General features: G+C 66.6%; 3 protein-coding genes. All 3 read right to left on the bottom strand.

The window, feature by feature from the left end:
- Positions 1-51: 51 nt before the first annotated feature.
- Positions 52-9,159, bottom strand: coding sequence for an amino acid adenylation domain-containing protein (locus ABTV29_RS19440; protein WP_433766311.1), 9,108 nt, complete (start codon positions 9,157-9,159; stop codon positions 52-54).
- An 87-nt stretch (positions 9,160-9,246) separates the two neighbouring features.
- Positions 9,247-23,181 carry a non-ribosomal peptide synthase/polyketide synthase gene (locus ABTV29_RS19435; RefSeq protein ID WP_433766310.1) on the bottom strand — a complete coding sequence of 4,645 codons (13,935 nt, stop codon included), beginning with the start codon at positions 23,179-23,181 and terminating at the stop codon, positions 9,247-9,249.
- A gap of 64 nt (positions 23,182-23,245) precedes the next feature.
- Positions 23,246-26,308 (bottom strand): non-ribosomal peptide synthetase, encoded by a 3,063-nt coding sequence (locus ABTV29_RS19430; protein ID WP_433766309.1) that lies wholly within the window; start codon positions 26,306-26,308, stop codon positions 23,246-23,248.
- Positions 26,309-26,363 lie beyond the last annotated feature (55 nt).

The raw sequence follows: 26,363 nt of genomic DNA, 5'->3' as shown, positions 1-26,363 counted from the left end.
CCTGTACAAAAAAGTTGGACATCAGGGCGAGGGTCGCGCGGTCGACGGCAATCATTGCTCGGCATCCTTCACGACACTGCGGCGACGGGCCTGTCCCAGGGTGCTCTGGCGGGCGTTGCCGGCCTCGCGCAACGCTGCCTGGGCCTGGTCGCGGCGGGCCTGTTGCAGTTGATTGAGTGGCTCAAGCAGCTGCGCAACGTTGAGATCGGCGTTCTGCGCAAGTTGTTCGAGCAGGCACACGAACAGGCTGTCGAGCAGTTCGATGTAGGCGCCGGCATAGCGGCTGGTGTCGTAGTCGTAGACCACCAGCCAGCCGTCGCCGTCATCCACCACGTTGATCAGCAGGTCGACATCCGCGGCCTGCGGTTCCAGCTCCCGTTCGCTGATCGCCAGCCCCGGCAACTGCAAGTCCTGCTGCCGGGTGTTCTGCACCACCAGCTTGACCTGGAAGAACGGCGTGTAGCGGGCGTCGCGCTGTGGCAGCAGGTCGGCCACCAGCGCATCGAACGGCAAGTCCTGATGGGCAAAGGCGTCCAGCGCGACACGGCGGGCCGCGCCGAGCAGCTCGGCGAAGGTCTGCTGGTGTGTCACTCGGCAGCGCAGCACCAACTGGTTGACGAAGAAGCCGACCATGTCTTCGGTCTGCTGTTGATGGCGGTTGGCAATGTCGGTGCCGACCAGCAGGTCGTCGCGCCCGGTCTGCTGGTGCAGCAGCACGTTCAGCGCGCTGTGCAACACCATGAACGGCGACGCCTCGCGCGCCGTGGCCAACTCACCGATGGCCCTGGCCAGGGCAACCGGCAGGCGTCGGCGATGACGGGCGCAACCCTGAGCCTGCACCTGGGGTTGAGACAGGGCACCCGGCAACAGCAACGGCCCGGGACTGGCTTGCAACTGCTGGCGCCAGTAACCCAGCTGTTGCTGCCAGACCGGGCCGGGCAGGTGGGTACGTTGCCACACGGCGAAGTCGGCATATTGCAGCGCCGGGGTTTCGATGCCGGCGGAACCTGTGCCGAATGCCCCATAGTCGGTGGCCAGTTGCTCCACCAGTTGCGCGATGGACCAGGCATCCACGGCGATGTGGTGCATGGCGATGGCCAGCACGTGGGTCTGCCCGTCCAGTTGCAGCAGGCGTGCACGAATCAACGGCGCACGGGTCAGGTCGAACGGTTGGCCGAAGACCTCTGCCAGTTGCGCTTCAATGGCCGATTCGGTGGCCTCGATTTGTTGCAGGTCGGTGATCGGCAGGGCGAACGGCTGTGGCGCTTCGATGCGCTGCCAGGGTTCGCCGTGATCGCTGTGCACGGTGCTGCGCAGCACTTCATGACGGGCGATCAACTGTTCGAACGCCAGGCGTAACGCTTCGACATTCAGCGCCCCGGTCAGGGTCAGGGCGAACGGAATGTTGAAACCGCTGGAGCCAGGGTTCAGTTGTTCGAGGAACCACAGCCGTTGCTGGGCGAACGACAACGGCAGCGGATTGGCGCGCGACGCCTGGGTGATGGCCGGCAGGGTGACCGGGGCCGCTTGCAGGCGTGCCTTGTCGATGGCTAGGGCGAGGTTTGCCAGCACCGGATGATCGAACACCGCGCGCAGTGGCAATTCGACCGCCAATTGGCTGCGAATCCGCGACACCACCAGGGTTGCCAGCAACGAATGGCCGCCCAGGGCGAAGAAGTTGTCGTCGGCACCGATGGCGTTCAGGTTGAGGATCTGCGCCCAGATCGCGCCTAGTTGTAGTTCGGTTTCACTGTCCAGCGGCCGTTGTTCGCACAGGTCCTGATGGTCCAGTTGGCGTGCGCTCAGCTGCTTGCGGTCGACCTTGCCGTTGGCGTTTTGCGGCAGCGCCTCCAGCTGTTGCCAGTGCGCGGGCACCATGTACGACGGCAGGCGTTGGCCCAGCCAGTCGCGCAGCACCGCGACCGGGGTGGCGCCGCCGACCCAGTAGGCCACCAGTTGCAGGTCGCCGCGCTGGTCGGCGTTGACGATCACCGCCACCGCTTGCACGGCAGGGTGACGACCCAGGTGGTCTTCGATCTCGCCCAGCTCGATGCGGTGACCGCGAATCTTCACCTGCTGATCGCGACGCCCGAGGAATTCCAGCACCCCGTCGGCACGCCAGCGTCCCAGGTCACCGGTGCGATAGAAGCGGGCGCCGGGTTCGAATGGATGGTCGACAAAGGCCGTGCGGGTTTTTTCCGGGTCGTTGAGGTAACCGCGACCGACGCCGACACCACCGGCACAGATTTCCCCCGGCACGCCCACCGGCACCGGGCGCAGTGCCGCGTCCACCAGATACAAATGGTTGTTGGCGGTCGGGCGACCGATCGGCATAGCGTTGCCCGCTTCACTCGGCACTTCGGTCAACGGATGGAACGCCACGTCGTCCGAGCATTCCGCCGGGCCGTAGGCGTTCATCAGCGGTACATGGGCAAAGCGGCTCAACCACGCCTGGGCCAAGGCCGGCGGCAGGGCTTCGCCGGTGGGCAGCAGCCAGCGCAGGGCGGACAGCCGGGTGTCGCTATCGGCCAGGTCGAGCAGCGCGCGGATCATGGTCGGCACGGCTTCGAGCACCGACAGTTGCTGCTGCTCCAGTGCCTGCAACAGGCGCTCCGGATCGTGGGCGATCAGGTCCGGCAGGATATGCACCGTGGCACCGAGGATCGGCGCGGCGAGGAACTGCCAGACCGAAATGTCGAACGCCGGCGAGGCGGTCTGGGCGATGCGATCGGCCCCCGACAGGCCCAGGGTCGGGACTTTGCCGAAGATGTTGTTGAGCATGCCCCGTTGCTCGACCATGGCGCCTTTCGGCGTGCCGGTGGAGCCCGAGGTGAAGATCACGTAGGCCAGGTCGTCGGGGCTGCCCGCTACGTTCAGCGGCGAGGCGTCGCCCGCCAGCCACAGGGCTTCGGTGCGCAGGCGCAGCGGTTTGGCGGTGCTGGCGGCCAGCGCCGGTTCGATCACCGGATCGGCGCTGGCACTGGTCATGAGGATCCGCGCGCCGGACAGTTCGAGAATCTCACTCAACCGCTGTGGCGGATGCTTGATGTCCAGCGGCAGGTAGGCGGCACCGGCCTTGAGCACGGCAATCATCATGCTCAGCAACGGCAGGCCGCGCTCGCCGGCAAGTGCCACCAGGGTGTCGCGACCGGCGCCGGTCTCGACCAGCGCACGGGCCAGGCGGTTGGAGCGCTGGTCCAGTTCGGCGTAGGTCAGGCTGTCGTCGCCACACACGGCGGCGATGCGCTGCGGATGCGCCGCCACTTGCCCGGCGAACAGTTGCGCGTAGGTCTGGTCCAGCGGGAAGTCCAGCTCGCTGCGGTTCCAGTCCAGCAACAGGGTCTGGCGTTCCTCGGGCGTGAGCAGCGACAACGAGCCCAGGGGGGCCTGAGGCTCGGCGACCATTTGCGTGAGCAACTGACGCAAGTGGCCGAGCATGCGCTGCACGGTGTCGGTGTCGAAACGCGCGGCATCGTAGGTCAGGCGGATGCCCAGGCGGTCGCCGGGGTACAGCACCACAGTCATCGGGTAGTTGGTGTGCACGCGGTCTTCGTAGATGTCGACGTTGAAGTCCACCTGACGGTCCGACAGGCCGGCATCGAACGGCGCGTTCTCAAACACCACCAGGCTGTCGAACAGCGAACGGCCGTGCTCGACTTCGCTCCAGCGCTGGATGTCCACCAGCGGCGCGTGCTCGTAGGCGCGCAGCTCGAAGTTGTGCGCGAACAGGGCCTGCAACCAAGGCACCACGGCTTGCGAATCATCGACCTTGACCCGCAGCGGCAGGCTGTTGATGAACAGGCCGACGATGTCTTCCACACCGGGCAATTCGGTCGGACGACCCGACACCGTGACGCCGAACAGCACGTCATCGCTGCCGCTGTAGCGCGACAGCAGCAAGGCCCAGGCCCCCTGAATCCAGGTGTTGGGCGTGAGCTGATGCTGTTGGCACAGCGCGGTCAACGCGCGGGTGTCGGCAATCGACAGGGTGACGTCGAGGTTGGCCACCGCTTCGACCGCTTGCTCGGCTGCTGCCGGACGGTCCACCACCAACGGCGTCGGCGCACTGAAGCCGGCGAGTTCGCGGGTCCAGAATTGCTCGGTAATGCGGCTGTCCTGGCACTGCAGCCAGTGGATGTAGTTGCTGAACGACGGCAGCAATGGACGCGCCGCCGGTTGGTCGAGTACTCGCGCCTGATAGTGGGCGAACAGGTCGGCCATCAACAGGCCGAAGCACCAGGCATCGGTGAGGATGTGATGGAAGCTGCGCACGATGAGGAATTCCTGATCGGCGACCTGGAACACCCGCAGGAAGGTCAGCGGCGGGCGACGCATGTCGAAGCCCTGACGGCATTCGGCGTCCAGCACCGCATTCATCTGGCGCTGGCGGCTCGCTTCGTCGAGGCCGCGCCAGTCGTACCAGGCGAAGGCCGGGTCGGTATCGCGGTAGACGCATTGCAGCGCGGCCTTGCCGTCCTGCCACCAGAAACCGGTACGCAACATCGGGTGGCGGGCCAGTTGTTGCGCCCAGGCATATTCAATCGCGCTGCGGTCCAGCTCGCCGTCCCAGCGATAGCGTTGCTGCATCAGGTAAATGCCGCTGTTGGGGCGCAGCAGGGTGTGCAGCAGCATGCCTTCCTGCATCGGCGACAGGGGCAGCAGGTCGTCGATGCCGGCCCAGTCGAAATTAGCACCCAGGGCGGTCAGGTCATGCCCGGCGGCCCGGCACAGCGGGAACGCGTGGGCACCGGGGCTGGCGTGTTCGGCGGCGTCGGCCAGTTGCTTCAGACGCTGTTCCAACGTCAGGGCCCACTGTTCGGCGCCCGGGCCACGGCAATCGATTTGCAGGTGGCCCTGTTGCAGGCTGACCGACAGGGTCAGGCCACGGGCATCGACCGGCGCGCTGCCGGCGATGACCTCGCCCAACGGGCCTTCATGGGCCAGCCATTCGCCGGCCATGACGATATGCACCGCCGGCTGCGGCAGACTCAGCAGCGGTTCACGCAGGTAGTCGTTGTCGGCCAGGTAACGCAGCACGCCATAATCGTCGCCGGCGTGTGGCGCGGCGGCCAGTTGCGCGTCGACCTGTGCCAGCCATCCGGCGGCGCTGGCGGCCGGTGCAACGCTCAGGCGCAGGGGAACGGCGTGGCTCAGCGCGCCGATCACCGTGGCCGGGTCGAAGTCGGTGCGGCTCAGCGTACTGGTCAGCGGCAAGCGTGCGCGCTCGCAACGACCGCGATCCAGGGTCAGCCACACGTCTTCAGCGGCTGTATGCTCTGCCAGTTCCACCGCCACGGCGGTCGCCACCAGCGACGACCACGGCGCATGGCTGCGGCGTTGCAGCAGGCTCAGGCGAGCGTTGAGCGCATCGGCAATCCGCACCCGGCTGGTCGAGACCGGGGCGTCCATGTGCGGGGCCGGCGAGAGGTTTTCGCCGGCGTACTGCAACCAGTATTCCCAGGCCGACTCCAGGCCGTCTTCATCGCCGGCGCGGGCGTTTTGGTGTTCGGCCCATTCATCCAGGTGCCCGCCATGATGGGGCAGCTCGATTGCACGGTCGTATTGCGCCTGCGCCACGGCCAGCGCCAGGTCAGTCATCAGCAATGCCCAGGACGCGCAGTCCAGGCGCAGGGCATGGGTCACCAGCAACACGGCATCGCCCTGTTCCGACAGGCAGGCGTGCCAGCCTTCGCCGGCGGCGAGATCCAGCGAGGCCAGCGTGGTTTCGGCCAGCTCGGTCAGTGCCTTCGAATCATTGATGTTCAGCGGCTGGCGGCTGGCGCCGGCCGGTTTCGGCGTGCCCGGCAGTGTCTGTTTCCAGCTGCCATCGGCCTGCTCGGCCAAACCGAGTTGCAGCGCCCGGTGCTGCTTTTGCAGGGCCAGCACCGCGCGGTCCAGCACCTCGACGCTGATCGGCGAATGCAGTGCCACGCAACGCCAGTCGGCCGTCAGGGGACCGGCTTCGAGACGGGCATGTTGGCCCGCTGTCAGCGGCACTTGGCGTGCGACAGCGGCGGTGTCGCGGCTGTAGTTCGCCCCTTGGCTGAGCACCGCCGAGATTTCGGCGATGGTGCGGTTTTCGAACAGCTGCTTGGGCGTCAGCTTCATCCCGCGCTGGTGGGCGCGGGCGATGATTTGCAGGTTGAGAATCGAGTCGCCGCCCAGGGCGAAGAAGTTGTCGTGAATGCCGACGCGCTCGACTTGCAGCACGTCCTGCCAGATCTCGGCGAAGGCGGTTTCCACCGCATCGCGCGGCGCCACGTAACTGTCCTGGCTGACCGGTGCGTCGGGCAGGGGCAGGCGGGCGATGTCCGGCTTGCCGTTGGCGTTGAGCGGGATGGCGTCGAGGGCGATGAAGTCCGCCGGCACCATGTAGTCCGGCACGCGCAGGGCCAGGTCGGAGCGCAGCTTGTCGGTGGACAGGGAAGTGCTTGCCACCAGCCAGGCAATCAGCCGTGGCGTTTCGTTGGCCGGTTGTACCACGCGCACCAGCACCTGCTCGATGTTGCTCGACAGGCGCTTGATCTGCGCTTCGACTTCGCCCAGCTCGATGCGGTAGCCGCGCAGCTTGATCTGGTTGTCGACGCGGCCGAGGAACGCCAGTTCGCCGGACTCCAGCCAGCGTACGCGGTCGCCGGTGCGGTAGGCGCGAGGCAGGTCAGCGATGGCGGTGAAACGGGCGGCGGTTTGTGCCGGATCGCCCAGGTAATCGATGGCCAGGCCTTCACCGCCGACCCACAGCTCGCCGGGGATACCGACCGGCAGGGCCTGGCCCTGGCTGTCGATGACGCGCAATTGGCGGTTGGGTTGCGGATAGCCCAGCGGCTGCACGCCGGGCAGGGCCTGGTCAATGCGCGACAGGCAAATGCCCACGGCGCTTTCGGTGGGGCCGTAGTGGTTGTAGACCGCGAGGTCCGGACGCAGTGCGCGGACCGTCTCCAGCAAGGCGCCTTGCAGCGCTTCGCCACCGAGCAGCAGGGCACGACGGGGCAGCAGGCTGGCGTGCGGATGGGCCGCCAGCAGGCCATGCAGGTGGTTGGGCGTGAGCTTGACCAGATCCGGGGTGAATTCGCTGAACAGTTGCGCCAGGGCATTCGGGTCGGCGCGGGTGTCGTCGTCCACCAGCAACAGGCTGCCACCGCTGGCCAATGCGCCGAACAACTGGGTGTAGCCCAGGTCGGCCGCGAGAGTCGAGAGCAGTGCATGACGCCAGGGTTGTTCCGCCTCGGCACAGCCAAGCTCCGCCAGAATGCCGCTGACATAGGCGACGATGGCGCGGTGGGACAGGCGCACACCTTTTGGCGTGCCGGTGGAGCCGGAGGTGTAGATCACATAGGCGCAGGCCTGTTGATCCACCACCGGCAGGTCGATGCCGGCGACACGGGCCGAGGCGTCGATCACTTGTGCGCAGGCGATGTCGAAGGTCGGTGCACCGATAATGAAGTCCACGTCGGCACTGGCCATCAGCGCACCCAGGCGCGAGGCCGGCTGGCCCAGGTCCAGCGGCAGGAAGCAGCCGCCGGCCTGCATCACCGCCAGCACCGAGACCACGGCGTCGTTGCCACGGGGCAGGGCCAGGGCCACGCGAGCGCCGGTTTGCAGGCCGCGCTGGATCAAGGCGCCGGCCAGTGCGCTGGAGGCTTCGAGCAGTTCGCCGTAGCTCAGCGCGGCGTTGGCGTCGCGCACGGCTTCTCGCTCGGGATGGCGGCGAGCCTGGGCGGCGATCAGTTCATGCAGCGGGGCCGCCGGCAGCTCAAGGGGGGCACCATTGCCCCAGGTGCGCGTGAGGCTCAGTTCCTGCACCGGGCACAGCGGCACTTCAGCCAATGGCCGGGCCGCGTCGTGGCTCAGTTCGTCGAGCAGCGCGAGCAGTTGCTGCAACAGGCGTGCGCCGCCGGCATCGGACAGGCGTTTGCGCTGATGCACCAGATGCAGTTGCAGGCAGTCGCCTTCCAGCGAGGCGATCAACGACAGCGGGTAGTTGTTGCGCCCGCCGGTATGGCGCATCGGCGCTGCGTGCCCGGTATCCGGCAGGCCGAACAGGTTGTCGTCGATCCGGTCCAGCTCCTGGGGGAACGGGAAGTTCTCGAAGACCATGATCGCTTCGAACAGCTCGCCACCGGGCGGCAGTGCGGTCAGTGCACGCAAGCCGGCCAGCGGCGTGTGCTCATGCTCGCGCATCTCGGCGTTCCAGTCCTGGATGCCCGCCAGCCATTGGCCCACGGTCGGGGCATCGTCCCAGCGCACCCGCAACGGCAAGGTGTTGATGAACAGTCCGACCATGCGCTCGACGCCGCTCAAGCGTTGCGGACGCCCGGCCACGGTGACGCCGATCAGGGCTTCATCGCTTCCGTTGTGGCGACCCAGCAGATAAGCGTAAGCCGCTTGCAGCAAGGTGTTGAGGGTGAGGTTGTGCTCCCGGGCGAAACCGCTCAGGCGCGCGGTGGTCGCGGCGTCCAGCGCGTGCTGGTGCTCGGTGCAAGGCAGGTGCGCGTCGACCGGGGCGGCCAGCAGGCCGCGCGGGTCGAGTTCGGGAACGCGGGTGGTGTTGGCGAAGTCCGCCAGGCGGCTGCGCCAGAACTCGTCGGCCGAAGGGCGCTCGTCGAGGTAGGCCACGTAGTCCTGGAACGGCCGTACAACCTCCAGCAGCGGTTGTTCGCCACGACGTGCCGCGCGATACAGGTCGCGCCACTCCGCCAGCAGCGAGCCGACGCTCCAGCCATCGAGCAACAGGTGATGGTGGGTCCACAGCAGCGACCAGTGGGCCTGGCCGTTCTGATCGTCCAGGCGAGCCAGGGTCAGGCGCATCAAGGGCGCGGCGCTCAGTTCGAATGCCTGGGCGTGATCCTGCGCCGCCAGTGCGGCGAGCCCTTGCGGATTGCCGCGCAGATCGACTTCGCGAAGCGGCAGTTCGACTTCCTTGAGGATGACCTGGAAGGCGTCGTCCAGCTCTTCCCAGAGGAACGCCGTGCGCAGCACCCCATGGCGCTGCATCAGGGAAATCCAGGCCTGGCGGAAGGCGTCGATATCCAGTTCACCGGCCAGGCCGATGTTCATCTGCTGGTAGTACACCCGTGATTCGGGGGCATAGGCCTCGTGGTACAGCAGGCCTTTTTGCAGGGGAGTCAGCGAATAGATGTTTTCGATTTGGTCATGCATGGCAGCAGTGTTCAATCCAGAAAAACGAAGGGGCACGTGCGCCGCGAACGGCGCACTCCGAAGTCAGGTACAGGGCGCTGGCGGGGCTCACTTCTTCGGCCCCAGGCGCTTGAGCAGGGTGTCGAGGGTTGCCTGGTTCATGCCCTTGGCCAGCGGGAAGTCCGATGGCATCAGCGCCCCGGCCTGCGGATCGAGGCAGTGGGCGACCAGCGCTTGCAGGTGCTCCAGCAGGCGAGCGGGCAGGCGGCTGTCGGCGTCCGGCGTGACGCTGTGCCATTCGACATGCAGCACGCCGTCTTCCAGCCAGGCCACCACTTCACGGCCGTGGCTCACCCGGTTGGCCTGGGCCACTTCGGCCGGGGCCTTGAGGCTGCTGGCGCGCAACCAGCCCTCGGGCGTCTGTTCGTGCCCCAGGTAGTTGAACAGCACATCGCCACGGCTCGGAGGCAGCTCGCCCCGTTGACGCAACAGCCCGTGGCCGAGGCCATTGCCCGGCACGGCGCGCAGGGCTTCCTTGGCGTCGCGCACGCGCTCGGCCGGGGCGCCGCTGGATTTCACCCGCAGCGGGAACAGGGTGGTGAACCAGCCGACGGTGCGGCTGACGTCCAGGCCTTCGAACGGCGCATCGCGGCCATGGCGCTCCAGATCGACGACGATCTCGGCGCGATTTTCCGCTTGCGCCAGGGTCGCGGCGAGGGCGGCGATCAGCAGTTCTTCCGGTTGCGTGCGATAGGCCGCGTGGGACTCGGTCAGCCATTGCTGGGTGCGCGCGGCATCCCAACGGGCGGATAGGGTCTGGCGCTCGGCGACTGTGGCCACGGGGGCTGTGTTCTGCGCCGTCTGAGCATTCCAGTAGCGCTGTTCGGCGCCGACTTTGTCGCCGTGGGTGCGCATGTGCTCGGCCCATTGCCGGTAGGAGGTGGTTTTCGCCGGCAGCGTCGGGTTTTCGCCACGCTCCAGGCCTTGGTACAGCTGCTGAAAATCTTCCAGCAACGGTGTCCAGGACACGGCATCGACGACCAGGTGATGCGCGACCAGATACAGGCGTTGCGGCTCGCCTTGCAGCAGCGCGGCGGCGAACAGCGGACCGTCCTGCAGGTTCAGGCTCTGGGCGACTTGCTGCAATTGTTCGGGCTGATCGCACAGGGTCAATCGCGCTGCTTCGACCGGCGTGATGTGCGCCTGCCATTGCCCGCCAACCTCGGTGAAGCGCAGGCGCAGGGCGTCGTGATGGGCCACCAGTCGATCCAGCGTTGCCTGAACCAGCGACGGTTCCAGACGGCGGTCACTGTCTGCCAACACCGACTGGTTCCAGTACGCGGCGTGTGGCTGCTGCTGGTCGAAGAACCACTGGTGCAGCGGCATCAACGGCATCGCGCCGGTGACTTCGCCTTGTTCCGCCAAAGTCAGCAACGGGCTGGCCACCTGCGCCAGGGCTGCCGGGGTCGGCGAGCGGAACAGGTCTTTTGGCGTGAGCGAATAACCCTGTTCCCGCAGGCGTGAAATCAGCTTCAGGCCGAGGATCGAATCACCGCCCAAGGCGAAGAAACTGTCGCTGGTGCCGACTTCGCGGTCGCCGTTCAGCATGTCGCCCAGCAACTCAGCGAACAGCTGGCAGAACAAGGCTTCCAGTTCGTTGCGCGGAGCGACGCGGGCTTCCTGGCTTTGCGGCAAGGGCAGGGCCGCGAGGGCCTTGCGGTCGATCTTGCCGTTGGTGGTCAGCGGCAGGGCCGGTACTTCGACCCACACCGCCGGCACCATGTAGGCCGGCAATTGGGCGCTGAGCCGTGCGCCCAGATCCGCTTGCGGTAAGTGGCTGCTGTAGAACGCGATCAACCGGTTGTCGAGCACCAGGGTGCAGGCGCCGGTGATGCCTGGCTGGTCGAGCAGCGCGGCATCGATCTCGCCCAGCTCGATACGCTGGCCACGCAGTTTCACCTGATGGTCGAGACGGCCGAGGTATTCGATGTTGCCATCGGCAAGGAAGCGGCAACGGTCGCCGGTGCGGTACAGGCGATCACCTTTGACGAACGGGCTGGCGAGGAAACGTTCCTCGGTCAGGTCCGCCCGTTTCAGGTAACCCCGGGCCACACCGACGCCACCGATGTACAGCTCGCCGATGCTGCCGATGGGCAGTGGCTGCATGGCCGCGTCGAGGATGTACAGGCGCAGGTTGGCGATCGGTTTGCCAATCGGCACGATCAGGTCATTGACCGAGCAACGCCAGACCGAGACGTCGATGGCCGCTTCGGTCGGGCCGTACAGGTTGACCAGCGCCGCCGGGTGTTGGCCCATGAAGCGTCGCACCAGATCCGCCGGCAGCGCTTCGCCGCTGGCGAACACCTGGCGCAGGCTGCGGCACTGGGCAAGGCTCGGCTCTTCGACAAAGGCGCGCAACATCGACGGTACGAAGTGCAGGGTGGTGACCTGTTCCTGCTGGATCAACTGGCTGAGGTATGCCGGGTCGCGATGGCCGTCCGGTCGGGCGACCACCAGGGTCGCGCCAGTGATCAGCGGCCAGAAGAACTCCCACACCGAGACGTCGAAGCTGTATGGGGTCTTTTGCAATACGCGGTCGTTCGGGCCGATCGGGAAGGCGTCCTGCATCCAGTGGATGCGGTTCATCAGGGCGCCGTGTTCGTTCATCACGCCCTTGGGCTGGCCGGTGGAGCCGGAGGTGTAGAGCACGTAGGCCAGATCACCCGCGTCAACGCTTAGCGGTTCCGCCGCCGGCGCCTGTGGCAGGGCGTCGAGGGTCCAGGCGTTGTGGTCAGTCGGCAGGCGCGCCAGCCACTGCGCTTGGGTCAGGGTGATTCGTGCGTCGGCGTCTTCGATCAGGAACGCCAGGCGCGCTGCCGGCAGTTCCGGATCCAGTGGCAGCCACGCCGCGCCGGCATGCACGATGCCGAGCAGGGCGACGACCATCTCCACCGAACGCTCCATGCACACCGGCACGATGGACTCGCGGCCGATGCCATTGGCGCGCAGGGCACGGGCCAGTTGTTGCGCACGCTGATCCAGCTCGGCATAGCTCAGGCGCCGGTCTTCGAACACCAAAGCCTGCGCGTCTGGCGTCAGGGCTGCCTGCTGGCTCAGGGCGGTGTGCAGGTTGGTCGGGCCTGGGTAGCGACGCTCGGTGGCGTTCCAGTGATCCAGTTGCTGCTGGTCTTGCCGTTGCGGGAACAGCTCCACCAGCGCGTGCTGCGGTGCCGCCACCAGCGCGTCGAGCAGGGCGCACCATTGCTCGCTCCAGCGCTGCATGGTGCGCGGGTCAAACAGCGCCGCCTGGTATTCGAGGGCGAGGATCATGTCGCTGCCGTCGTCCTGGATTTCCCAGCTCTGTTCGAACTTGGCGTCGATGGCTGGCAATGTCTGCTCCGAGAGGCTCAGGCCCGGCCACTGGCGGCTGTCCATGCGCCCGTGGTTGAGGGAGAACAGCACCTGGAACAGCGGCGTGCGGTTCAGGTCGCGGCGCTGGGCCACGGCACCGACCAAGGTGGCGAAGGGCAGGTCGGCATGGGCCTGGGCCGCACGCAGATCGGCTTCGAGACTGGCCAGCAGCTGCTCGGCCGGTGCCTGTTGGTCGATCTCGCTGCGAATCACCAGGGTGTTCACCAGGCAAGCCAGCAACGCCTGGGTTTGCGGCTGGTCACGCTGGTCCGCCGGGGTGCCGAGGCGAATCTCGCGCTGGCCGCTGTAGCGGGCGAGCAGGGCGCTCAAGGCACTGGCCAGTACCACGTAAGCAGTGGTGCCGCGTTGGCGGGCGAATTGGCGAATCGCTTCGACACGTTGTGCGCCGAGGCTGAGGGTCAGTTGTCCGGCGCGACGATCCACTTCGGCACCGCGCGGGCGGTCCAGCGGCAGGTCGAGCTGGTAGTCGTCCTGGCCCAGATGGTTTTTCCAGTAGTCCAGGCTGGCGCTGCGACGGGCCTGGGTGTCCGGATGCTGTTGCCACAGGGCGAAATCGATGTAGTCGATCTCAAGTGTCGCCCAGTCCGGCGCTTGTCCGCGCAAGTTGGCGCTGTAGGCCTGGCTCAGCTCGTCGATCAACAACTGCATGGCCCAGCCGTCGGTGGCGCTGTGGTGCAGGCACACCAGCAGGCGGCTTTCGTCGCTGTCCTGGCGTTGCAGCAGTTGTGCGCGCCAAGGGGCGGCGGCTGCGAGATCGAACGGCGCCATCAAGGCGTCTTCGGCATCAAGGCAGGCCGCGGTCCAGTCCTGTTGAGTGACGCCAGTGACCGCCAGCGCCGGCCCCTGATCGTCGATCAGCAGTTGCGGTTCACCTTCGATTTCATGGATGCGGCTGCGCAGCACCAAGTGGCGCTCACTGACCTGTTCGAAGGCCTCGCGCAACGCTTGAACGTTCAGCTCGCCGCGCAGGGTCAGGGCAAACGGCATGTGGTATTCGCGGGACTCCGGTACCAGCCGGCTGAGCATCCAGAACCGTCGCTGTGCCAGGCCCAGTGGCAACTGTGCCGGACGCGGTTGTGCAGTCATCAGTTCGCCTGGGGTCGCCGCGCGCAAATGGTCGGCCAAAGCCGCCACCGTAGGTTGGGCGAACACCAGTGCCAGCGGCAGTGTCGCGCCCAGGCGTTCACGGATGCGGGCCACCAGACGGGTCGCCAGCAACGAGTGACCGCCAAGCTGGAAGAAGTGATCTTCGATGCCCACCGAAGGACGCTCCAGCAGTTCGCTGAACAACTCGCAGAGCACAGTTTCCGTGGCATTGCGCGGTGCGACTTGCGGGCGCTCGCCCCCGGTGTCCGGCAGCGCCGTGGCGGCCAGTGCCTTGCGGTCGAGCTTGCCGTTGCTGTTGAGCGGCAGGCTGTCCAGTTGCACCAACAGGCTCGGCACCATGTGCGACGGCAGGTTGTCGCTGAGCGCCGCGCGCAGTGCGGCTTCGTCGGCGTCACCGCACCAGAAGCTCACCAGACGCTGGTCGAGCAACAGGTTCGCGGCCTCGCGAACGCCGGACTGGTTCAGCAATTCGGCATCGATCTCGCCCAGCTCGATACGCTGGCCACGCAGTTTCACCTGATGGTCGAGGCGGCCGAGGTATTCAATGTTGCCATCGGCGAGGAAGCGGCAACGGTCGCCGGTGCGGTACAGGCGATCACCCTTGATGAACGGGCTGGCGAGGAAGCGTTCCTCGGTCAGGTCCGCGCGCTTCAGGTAACCCCGGGCCACGCCGACACCGCCGATGTACAGCTCACCGATACTGCCGATGGGCAGCGGTTGCATGGCCGCGTCGAGGATGTACAGGCGCAGGTTGGCGATCGGTTTGCCGATGGGCACGATCAGGTCATTGACCGAGCAACGCCAGACCGAGACGTCGATGGCCGCTTCGGTCGGGCCGTACAGGTTGACCAGCGCCGCCGGGTGTTGGCCCATGAAGCGCCGCACCAGATCCGCCGGCAGCGCTTCGCCGCTGGCGAACACCTGGCGCAGGCTGTGGCACTGGGCAAGGCTCGGCTCTTCGACAAAGGCGCGCAGCATCGACGGCACGAAGTGCAGGGTGGTGACCTGTTCCTGCTGGACCAACTGGCTGAGATACGCCGGGTCGCGGTGACCGTCCGGACGGGCGACCACCAGCGTGGCGCCGGTGATCAGCGGCCAGAAGAACTCCCACACCGACACGTCGAAGCTGTACGGCGTCTTCTGCAATACGCGGTCATTCGGGCCAATCGGGAAGGCGTCCTGCATCCAATGGATGCGGTTCATCAGGGCGCCGTGTTCGTTCATCACGCCCTTGGGCTGGCCGGTGGAGCCGGAGGTGTAGAGCACGTAGGCCAGATCACCCGCCTCAACGCTTAGCGGTTCCGCCGCCGGCGCCTGTGGAAGGGCGTCGAGGGTCCAGGTGTTGTGGTCAGTCGGCAGGCGCGCCAGCCACTGCGGCTGGGTCAGTGTGAGGCGTGCATCGGCGTCTTCGATCAGGAACGCCAGGCGCGCCGCCGGCAGTTCAGGATCCAGCGGCAACCAGGCCGCGCCGGCATGCACGATACCGAGCAGGGCGACAACCATCTCCACCGAACGCTCCATGCACACCGGCACGATGGATTCGCGGCCGATACCGTTGGCGCGCAGGGCACAGGCCAAATGCTGCGCACGCTGATCCAGCTCGGCATAGCTCAGGCGCTGGCCTTCGAACACCAGTGCCGGGGCGTCTGGTGTCAGGGCCGCCTGCTGGCTGAGGGCGGTGTGCAGATTGGTCGGGCCTGGGTAGTGACGCTCGGTGGCGTTCCACTCGATCAGTTGCTGGCGACGCTCGGCTTGCGTCAAGGGCGACCAGTCGGCGATGCGAGTCCGGGGCGCGTCGAGCATGGCTTCCAGCAGCTGTTGCCATTGCCCCAGCCAGGCCTTGACCGTGCTTTCGCTGAACAGCGCGGCGCGGTATTCCAGAAGCACCGACAGCACCTCGCCGTCATGCACTTCCCAGTTCAGATCGTACTTGGTGGATTGTGCGGTCACCGCTCGCTCATGCACCTGCAACTGCGGCCACTGGCTGGCGGCGGCGTCGGCGTTCTGCATGACGAACAGCACCTGGAACAGCGGCGTCTGCGAAAGGCTGCGCGACGGGTTCAAGGCTTCGACCACCTGGTCGAACGGCACGTCCTGATGTTGCTGGGCATCCAGCACGCGGTCGCAAACCTGGCTGAGCAAGCCTTCGAAATCCAGGGCCGGGTCGAGGTCGCTGCGCATCACCACGGTGTTGACGAAGCAACCGATCAGCGGCTGCAACTCGGCCCGTGGACGCTGGGCCACCGGGCTGCCGAAGCGCACGTCCCGCTGGTTGGCATGACGCCCCAGCAGCAACTGCGCGGCGCTGAGCATCAGCATGTACAGGGTGGCGCCGCGCTGCTGGGCGAACTGGCGCAAGCGTGCCGCCAGCTCCCGGGGCAGTTGCAATTGCACCGCGCCGGCCGCCGGTTCGAGCTGGTTCGGGCGCGCCTGCCGGGTTGGCAGGTCCAGCAGGTAGTCGCCGTCCTCCAGTTGTGTGCGCCAGTAATCCAGCTGCTTGCGGAACAGCGCCTGCTGCGCCGGTTCACGCTGCCACAGCGCGTAGTCCGGGTATTGCAGGGCCAGCGCCGGCAAGGAGGCGACAGCACCTTCGCACTGGGCGGCGTAAAGCCGGGCCAGTTCATCCAGCAGGTTCTGGCTGGAGGCATCATCGGTGGCGCAGTGGTGCACGTTCAGCAGGAGCAGTGCCTGGGCCTGAGCGTTACGTTGCATCAATGTGGCGCGAACCGGCACTTGCGTGGCCAGATCGAAACGGTGACCGGTCTCGGCGTGGATCGCCGCGTCGGTCAGTTGCTGCCATGCCTCGTCGCTGTCGGCATCCAGCGTGGTCAGGTGCAGCTGGATCTCGGCTTGCTGATCGATGACCAGCGCCAGTTCGCCGTCAGCATCACGCACGATGCGGCTGCGCAAGCTTTCATGGCGGGCGATGACGGCATTCAAAGCCGACTGCAAGACCGGCACGTTCAGCTCACCGTCGAACTGCACGGCGCTGACCACGTTGTACTCACCGCCACCGGCGCTCAGTTGTTCGAGGAACCACAAGCGTTGCTGTTCGAACGAAAGCGGCAGGCGCGTCGGACGAGCCGCCGCCGTCAAGGTCGCGGCCGGGGCTTGCAGCGGTTCACCGAGCAAGGCGGCCAGGGCTTCCAGAGTCGGCTGTTCGAACACCGAACGCAGCGCCGGCACCGTCGCGAATTGTTGGCGCAGGCGGGCAAATAGCACCGCTGCCAGCAGCGAATGACCGCCCAGATAGAAGAAGTGACTGTCGCGACCGATCTGCGTCAGCGGCACGTTCAACAGTTCCGACCAGAGCGCCGCCAGCTGCTGTTCGGCAAGCGTGCGTGGCGGGTCCTGGGCGTCCGGCGCGGCCTGGATGTCCGGGGGCGGCAGGGCCTTGCGATTGAGTTTGCCGTTGTCGGTCAGCGGCAACTCGTCGAGCACCACGAACGCCGAAGGCACCATGTAGTCGGGCAGGGCGGCGCCGATTGCCTTGCGCCAGCCGTCGATATCGGCCTGGGCGTCGCAGGTGACGTAAGCCACCAGGCGCTTGTCGCCGGGCACGTCTTCACGGGCCAGCACCACCGATTGGCGCACGCCGGGCTGGGCGCCGATCAGCGCTTCGATTTCCCCCAGCTCCACGCGGAAACCACGGATTTTCACCTGATGGTCCATGCGGCCCAGGTATTCGAGCTGGCCGTCGGGCAGCCAGCGCACCAGGTCGCCGGACTTGTACATGCGCGCGCCGGGCTGCGCCGAGAACGGATCGTCGATGAAAACCTTGGCGGTCTGTTCGGCCCGGTTGAGGTAGCCCAGGGTCACGCCGGCACCGCCGATGTGCAGTTCTCCTGGCACGCCTACCGGCATCGGGTTCAGCCAGGCGTCGAGCACGTAGGTGCGCACGTTGGCAATCGGGCGGCCAATGATCGGCCGCGCCGGGAAGTCGTTCACCGCGCAACCGGTGGCGTCCACGGTGCATTCGGTCGGGCCGTAGGTATTGAAGAAACGGCTGCCGGCAATCGACGGCAGGCGCTGCCAGAGTTGCGCGTCCACCGCATCGCCGCCGAACAGCACGAAGCGCGGCAAGTACACCTCGCCACGGCGCACGCCGTCGCTTTCGAGCAGGGCCTTGAGCTGCGCCGGGGTGCACTCGAAGGCGTCCAGGCGGGTCTCGGCGAAGAATTGCGCCAGAGCCTCTGGGTCGTAGCGCACGTCTTCCGGTGTGAGGTACAGGCTATGGCCGTCGAGCAGCAGGATGAGTTCGGCCACCGAACTGTCGAAGGCGAACGAGTAGTTGAAACTGGTGCGCATCGGCTGGTCGGTGTAGCGACGGTACAGGCCATGGATACGCGCCCAGGCCAGGTTGACCACCGAACCGTTGGTGACCAGGGTGCCCTTGGGCTTACCGGTGGAACCGGAGGTGTACATGATGTAGGCCAGGTCATCGGGCCCGGCCAGGGGCGCGAGGTTGCCGTCTGGCTGGTCGGCGAACAAGGCGGCGTCGCTGTCCAGGCGCAGGCGCGGCAGGTCGGCACCCAGCTGTTCCAGCAAGTCCTGCTGGCTGAGGAACAGCGCCGGTTGCGCGTCTTCGAGCATGTAGGCCAGGCGGTCTACCGGGTAGGTGGGGTCGAGCGGCACATAGGCGCCACCGGACTTGAGAATGCCCAGCAGGCCCACCAGCAGATCCAGCGAACGCTCGACACACAGGGCCACCGGACGGTTGGCCACCACGCCTTGCGCGCGCAGGTAATGCGCGAGCTGGTTGGCCCGGCGATTGAGTTCGCCGTAGCTCAGGCTGCGGCCTTCGAAACTCAGGGCGTCGCGATCCGGGGTACGTGCGGCCTGCTGTTCGAACAGCTGGGCGAAGGTCAGGTGCTGCGGCACTTCCATGTCGGTGCGGTTCCACTCGACCACGGTGCGCTGCCATTCGGTCGCCATCAGCAGTGGCAGGGCGGCCACCGGGCGTTGCGGTTCGGCGAGCATCTGCTCCAGCAGGTGTTCCAGGCGGGCCAGGGTCTGCCGTGCGCTGTCGGCGACAAACAGATCGAGGGCGTACATCAACTCCAGCTGGATCGGCGCATTGGCCGGGCACAGCACGTGCAGGTCCAGGTCGCATTCGGACTGCTTCAGCGGGGTGTCGAGGGCCTGGAACTCAAGGCCAGGGAAGCGCAGCCGTGATTCCATCGCCAATTGCTGGGCCACCATCACCTGATACAGCGGGGCGTGGCTGAGGCTGCGCGGCAATTGCAGGCTGTCGACCAATTGCTCGAACGGCAGGTCCTGATGTTGCAGGCCCTCGCGCAGACGCTTGGCCACTTGCTCCACCAGTGCGCTGAAATCGGCCTGAGGGGCGAAGTCGGCGCGGATCGCCAAATTGTTCAGCAGGATGCCGAGCAAGCCTTCGGTGCCCGGTTGTTCACGATGGGTGACCGGCGTACCGATCAACACGGTGGCATCGCCGCTCAAACGGTGCATGAGCACGGCGAAACCGGCGAACAGCACGGTGAACGGGGTGGTGCCGAGGCGACTGGCAAAGGCCTGCACCCGCGCGCTGAGGTCGGCGCTGAGTTCACGCTGGACGATGCCGGCGCGGTAGGTCTGCACCGACGGCCGCGCCAGATCGGTCGGCAGCGCCAGCAACGGGCTGCTTTCGCTGTTGCTGCGGTCCAGGGTTTGGGTCCAGTAGTCGAGCTGGCGCTTGAGTTCCGTGCCTTGCAGGTGCTCGCGCTGCCACAGGGCGAAGTCGGCGTATTGCACCGGCAAGGCCGGCAGTTCAGCCGCCTGGCCGTTGCAACGGGCCTCGTAACCCAGGGCCAGTTCGCGCAGGGCGATGGTTGCCGACCAGGCGTCGGAGACCAGGTGGTGCAAGGCGATACCCAGTACGTGTTCATTCGGCGCCAGGCGCAGCAAACGTGCGCGCAGCAGGGGCGGGTTGCTCAGGTCGAACGGTTGCTCGAAGGTGGCTTGCAGGGCGCTGAACTGCGCGCCTTCGCGGGCGGTGGCGGCCAGGCCGGACAGGTCGTCGAAGGGCAGTTCGATAGTCAGCGCCGCGCTGATGTGCTGGCACGGCACGCCGTCGGTGCTGCGGATGCCGGTGCGCAGGATTTCATGGCGCGCCAGCAGATCGTTGAGGCTGGCGTGCAGCGCTTGCACATTCAGCTCACCCTTCAATTGCAGGGCAAAGGGAATGTTGAACAGCGTGGTGCCCGGCGTCAGTTGCTCGATGAACCACAGGCGCTGTTGCGAGAACGACAGCGGCAACAGTGCCGGACGTGGTTGGGCTTTGGGCCCTTGGCTGGTTGCCGATTTCGGCGCGGCGGCCTCGGCCTGGCGTGCGGCGATGGCCACCGCCAGCAGTGCCACGGTCGGCTGTTCGAACAGCACCCGCAATGGCAGGTCGAGTTTGAAGTGCGCCCGCAGCCGCGCAACGATTTGCGTGGCCAGCAGCGAGTGGCCGCCGAGGGTGAAGAAGTTGTCTTCCACACCGACACTGTCACGGCCCAGTACCTCGGCCCAGACGTTGGCCACGGCCGCTTCCAGTGGATTGCGCGGGGCAATGCTTTCCCGGGTGTCGGCCTGCCAGTTCAATTCCTGGGCGGCCAGGGCCTTGCGGTCGACCTTGCCGTTGGCGTTGAGCGGCAACTTTTCCAGGCAGACGAACGCCGCCGGCACCATGTAGGGCGGCAATTGCGTGCGCAGATGCTCGCTCAGGCCGTCGCTGCCCAGGCGCTCGTCATGCGCCGACCAGTAGGCCACCAGCCAGGCTTCGCCGACGCCGTTCTCGCGCAGCAGCACCGCGGCTTCGCGCACGTTCGGGTGCTGGGCCAGGCGGTGTTCGATTTCCGTCAGTTCGATGCGGTGCCCACGCAGCTTGACCTGCTGGTCGCGGCGACCGAGGTATTCGATCACGCCATCGGCGCGCCAGCGACCCAGGTCGCCGGTGCGGTAGATGCGCCCTTCGAGCGCCGGGTGATCGATGAAAGCATCAGCGGTGCGTTGCGGATCGTGCAGGTAGCCACGGCCGACGCCAACGCCACCGACACAGATTTCACCGGCCACGCCGACCGGCACCGGTCGCAGGGCTTCGTCCAGCACATACAGGCGGTTGTTGGCGGTCGGCTGGCCGATGGGCATGTGGCTGACATCGGCGTCCGGGGCTTCGAAGATCGGCTGGAAGGCCACGTCGTCCGCACACTCGGCGGGGCCGTAGGCGTTCATCAGGGCGATGTCCGGGAAGCGCGCGAACCAGTCGCGGGCCACGGTCGGCGGCAGCGCTTCACCGGTGGGCAATACCCAGCGCAGATCAGGCAACTGCAGCTCGCACGGGCACAGCGCAAGCAAGGTGCGCATCAGGCTCGGGACGATTTCCAGCACGCTCAGGTGCTCGCTGGCCAGCACCTGCAACAGGCGCTGCGGGTCGTGGGCCACTTCATCCGGGAGGATCTGCACGGTGGCGCCCAGCACCGGCGCGGCGAGGAACTGCCACACCGAAATGTCGAAGGCCACCGAGGCGGTCTGCGGGATGCGGTCACCGGCGTTCAGGCCCAGGGCCGGGACCTTGCCGAAGATGTTATTGAGCATGCCCCGTTGTTCGATCATCACGCCCTTGGGCGTCCCAGTCGAACCCGAGGTGAACAGCACGTAGGCCAGGCTGTCCGGGCCACCGAGGAGCGGCAGCGGTGCATCGTTGCCAGCGTTCCAGCAGGCTTCGGCGAACAGCGCGTTCGGCGCCTGCTCCAGGCCGCTGAGCAACTGATCGAGCAGCCCGCTACACGCTTCACTGGCCACGAGCAGTGGCGCGCGGGACAGCTTGAGAATCTCCCGCAGGCGCTCCGGCGGGTGATTGACTTCCAGCGGCAGCATCGCCGCGCCGGCCTTGAACACGGCGATCATCATGGTCAGCAAGGGCAGGCCGCGAGGGGCGACCAGCGCGACCAGTCGGTCCTCGCCGGCACCGGCTTCGCGCAGGGCGTGGGCCAGGCGGGTGGCGCGCTTATCCAGTTCGGCGTAAGTCAGGGATTGGCCATCGCAGATAGCGGCGACCTGCTCGCCGCGCTGGGCGACCTGTGCGGCGAACAGCTGCGCGTAGCTTTGCTCCAGCGGAAATTCATGGGGGTTTACCGCCCATTCCCCCAGCAGTTGCTGGCGCTCGTCGCCGGCCAGTAGTTCAAAACTGCCGAGCACTGCATCTGGCGCGCCGAGCATACCGCGCACCAGGCAGGCGAGGTGGCCGAGCAGGCGCTGCACGGTGGCGGCGTCGAAACGCTCACGGTCGTAGGACACGCGAATGCCCAGCTCCGCTTCCGGCAGGATCACCACGGTCAGGCCGTAGTGGGTGTGCACGCTGTGGTCCATGCCATCGAGGCTGAACTGGAAACCGCCCTCCAGGATCTGCTCGTCGATCGGCGCGTTTTCAAACACCAGGATGCTGTCGAACAGGGTTTCGCCCCGGGGGAAATCGCTCCAGCCCTGAATGTCGGTCAGCGGTGTGTGCTCATAGTCGCGCATGTCGACGTTCAGCCCTTGCAGCGCGCTCAGCCACTGGCCGAGGGACGCCTTCGGATCCACGCAAACCCGCAGCGGCAGGGTGTTGATGAACAGGCCGATCATCTCCGCCACGCCGGTCAGCTCCGCCGGACGCCCGGCCACGGTGACACCGAACAGCACGTCGCGCTGCCCGCTGTAGCGGGACAGCAGCAGCGACCAGGCACCCTGGAAGAAGGTGTTCGGGGTGATCCGCTGGCTGCGGCAGAAGGCCGCCAGCGCCTGGGTTTCCTCTTCGCTCAGGCGAACCAGCTGGTCGTCCACCAGCACCGCGTCGGTGTAGCGGTCGCGGGTCACGCCGTTGTCCACGGTCAGCGGCGTCGGCGCATTGAGGCCCTGCAACTGGCCGCGCCAGAACTGTTCGGCCTTGCTCGCGTCCTGGCGTTGCAGCCACTGGATGTAGTCGCGGAACGGGCGTGGGGCCTTGAGCCCCGGGGTGCGGTCGTTGCACAGCGCTTCGTAGACCTTGAGGAAGTCCACGGTCACCAGCGAGATGCACCAGGCGTCCATCAGGATGTGGTGGAAGCTGCGGATGAATTCGTAGGATTCATCGCCCAGGCGTACCAGGCGGAAGCGGATCAGCGGCGGCTTCGACAGGTTGAAGCCGACCTTCTGTTCGTCCGCCAGCAGGGTGCGAATCCGCGCTTCCTGCTCGGCGGGTGCCAGGCCGCGCAGGTCGATAGTGTCCAGCGGTACCTTGACCTCGCGATGGATCACCTGCACCGGTTGCTTCTGGGTTTTCCACTGGAAGCTGGCGCGCAGGGAGGGGTGCAGCGCCACCACTTGACGCCAGGATTCGAGGAACGCGGCTTCGTCGATGGCACCGCCGATGCGGTAGCGATCCTGCATCAGGTACACGCCGGAATCTTCGTGCAGCAGGGAGTGGAACAGCATGCCTTGCTGCAACGGCGACAGCGGGTAAATGTCTTCGATCGGATTGCTGTTGTTCTTTTCGGTGGTCATCAAAAACGTCCTGCGGAAAAAGGGGTGACGGCGTGCTGATCTGTGCGAATAGCTGCGCGGCCGGTCAGAATTCGTTTTCGTCGAGTTCGGCCATCAGCGCCTGCAGCTCGTCATCGGACAGGCCCGAGGCGCTGAACGCGGTGCTCTCGGCCTGCGCTTGGGCGCTGTCCGGGGCCACTGGCCGGGCGACTTCGGCCATGGCGGCGATGGTCTGGCCTTCGAACACGTGCTTGGCGGACAGGGCGACGCCTTGTTCATGGGCCTGGGCCACCACTTGCAGGCTGAGAATCGAGTCGCCGCCGATGGCGAAGAAGTTCTCGGTGACACTCACGGTCTCAAGCTTCAGGACCCTGGCGACAATGGCTTGCAGGGTGCTTTCCATGGCGTTGCGCGGAGCGACAAAGGCGCCTTCGTCGAACTGGTCCGGGTCTGGCAACTGGCGCAGATCGAGCTTGCCGTTGGGGGTGCGCGGGAAGCTCGGCAGGGTCAGCACCCGGGCCGGCACCATGTACGACGGCAGGCGCTCGCCGAGGAAGCCCCTGATCGCTTCCGAGTCCGGCGCGTAGCCGTGGGCCGCCAGCACATAGGCCAGCAGACGCTTGCCGGCGGCGTGTTCCTGCACGATCACCGCCGCTTCGCGCACATCGCTGTGGCTGCACAGTTGCCGTTCGATTTCACCCAGCTCGATGCGGTAGCCGCGCAGCTTGACCTGATGGTCACGGCGGCCGAGGAACGCCAGGCGCCCGTCCGCCAGCCAGCAGGCCAGGTCGCCGGTGCGGTAGGCGCGGGTGCCGCAGGCCAATGTGACGAAGGCCTTGGCGGTTTCATCCGGCTTGTTGCGGTAGCCCCGGGCCAGGGTCGGGCCGGCGAGGACGATTTCTCCCGGTTCGCCGACACCGCTGGCCAACCCGTGTTCGTTGAGAACGCGCAGGTCCATGCCGGCAATCGGCCGGCCGATGGTCAGCGCACGGCCTGGCTCCAACACTTCATAACTGGCCCAGACCGTGGCTTCGGTGGGGCCGTATTCATTGACCAGTTTTGCCTTGGGCAAGGCCTGGCTGTGCTGGGCGATCAAGGCCGGCGGGCAGGCTTCGCCGGCGACGATCCAGCATTCTAGGCTGGCGGTGTCGGCGTTGCGTTGCAGTTGGTCGAGCAATGCCTGGTACAACGATGGCAACGACAGGCCGTGGCTGACCCGGTGTTGCGCGATCAACTGCGCCAGCTTCTGCATCTCAAGCTCTTCGCCGGTGGCCGGCAGCACCAGCCGCCCGCCCTGGGCCAGGGTCCAGAAAATCCCCGCCACCGAGCTGTCGAAGGCGAACGACGACAGCAGCAGGTAAGCGCGAACCGGCGTGGCGTAGGCGGCCATGCGCACCTGGGTCGAGAAGCTCAGGGCGCCGTGGCTGATTTCCACGGCTTTCGGCGCGCCGGTGGAACCGGAGGTGTAGATCAGGTAGGCCAGATCGTCCGCCCGGGGTATCGGCAGCGCAGGCAGGTCGCGCGTGTCGGGCACGCTGAGGTCATCCAGCACGAAGCGTTGCAGGCTGTCCGGCACGCTGTCGGCCAGTTCGGCGCTGACCACGATGTGGGCGATGGCGCTGTCGGCCAGCATGTAGGCGCGGCGATCCGCCGGATAGGTCGGGTCGACCGGCACGTAGGCGCCACCGGCCTTCAACACCGCGAGCATGGCGACAATGGCGGCATTGCCACGGGCAAACAGAATGCCCACCGGCACGCCGACGCCGATTCCGGCAGCGCGCAGTTGATGGGCCAGGTGGGTGGCGCAGGCATCGAGGGCGGCATAGCTCAGGTCGCCATCCTTGTCGCTCAGGGCGATGGCGTCGGGTTGTTGCTGCACCTGACGGGCAATCAGCTCCACCAGCGACACCGCTTCAATCGCAGGGGAGGTGGGAGCGTTGTCGATGGTTTGCAGTTGCAGCGGGCCGGTCAGCGGCAGTTGCATCCAGCTGCGTTGCGGTTCGGCCAATGCGCCTTGCAGCAGTTGCAGCCATTGCTCGCCCAGGCAAGCGGCGGCATTGGCGCTCAGGGTGTGGCGGTCGTAAATCAGATGGGCCTGCACGGCGTGCGGGGTCTGGTGCACGTTCAGGCAGGCCTTCACCGGGTTCAACACGGCGCTGGCATGGCGTTCCCGGGCATCGGCCTGACGCCAGGCGAAGCCATAGCCGCCATTGAGGTCGTGGGTGTAGTAGTCCTGCCAGCCGGCGCTGAGTTCGACGCTGGCGGCGACGGTCTTGCTTTGCTCCAGCAGGCTGGCTTGCAGGTCCAGGTCAAGGCGCACCGGCAGGCATTGTTCGAACAGGCCCAGGGCGTTTTCCAGTTCCGGGCCACGGCTTTCATGGACCACCGTCAGCGCCACCTGCTGTTGCCCGGCGAGGCGGCCGAGCAGGGCGGCCCAGGCGGTCAGCATCAGGTTCGAGGTCAGGCCCGGATGAGCAGCGAGGTTTGGCGGCAGGTCCAAGTCCACCCGCGCTGGGGCAAAACCCTTGCCCGAAGCCGACTCCAGCGACAGCTGCAGGGTCGGTTGTTCGCTCAGCGCCTGGGCTTTCCAGAAGGTCACCCCCGGATGGTCGGGCTCGTCTTCGGTGAGGCTCCAGCGCCATTCGGCGTAGTCGGCGTATTGCAGCGCCTCAGTCGACGCGGGGCTGGCGTCTTGCAGCAACGCTGCCGCCAGCAGTTTCAGGCTGCCCAGGTCGAAGTGGCTGCTGGCCCCGGCCAGGTCGAGCACCGATTGTTCATCCGACAGTTGCACCAGGGTCACTGCCAGCGGCAGCGTCCAGTCGCGAGTTTGCGAGGCCAGCAGGCTCAGGGCGGCGTCTTGCTGGTGTTGGTCGAGTGCGCGCAAGTCCTGCACTGCGACCGGCAGCTCGATGGTGTCGTGAATCACCTGCACCGGAAAACGCAGGCCCGGTACGGGCGCCAGTCGGGTGCGCAGGATTTCACTGTCGGCGATCAGGGCGCACAGGCGTTGCTTGAGCAGGTCGGCGCTCACGGGTGAGGCCACCGACCACTGCAAACGGCAGCTCAATGGATGCTCGGCGGCGCCGTGGGTGTGCTGATAAACCGACGCCTGCTGTGGCGAAATACGAAAACCTTGGAGTCCGCTCATGTTCAACTCGACTGGAAATGGGGATAAACCGGGGCGACAGAGGCCCGCAGGCCCA

This window comes from Pseudomonas putida, from assembly GCF_050989985.1.
GTDB lineage: Bacteria > Pseudomonadota > Gammaproteobacteria > Pseudomonadales > Pseudomonadaceae > Aquipseudomonas > Aquipseudomonas putida_AI.
The sequence above is the reverse complement of the archived record's forward strand: the minus strand, read 5'-3'. Positions and strand labels throughout refer to the sequence as shown.

Bases quoted from the DNA above. Each gene is read 5' to 3' on its own strand.
- ABTV29_RS19440 (WP_433766311.1), bottom strand. From the start codon at position 9,159: ATGCATGACCAAATCGAAAACATCTATTCGCTGACTCCCCTGCAAAAA.
- ABTV29_RS19435 (WP_433766310.1), bottom strand. From the start codon at position 23,181: ATGACCACCGAAAAGAACAACAGCAATCCGATCGAAGACATTTACCCG.
- ABTV29_RS19430 (WP_433766309.1), bottom strand. From the start codon at position 26,308: ATGAGCGGACTCCAAGGTTTTCGTATTTCGCCACAGCAGGCGTCGGTT.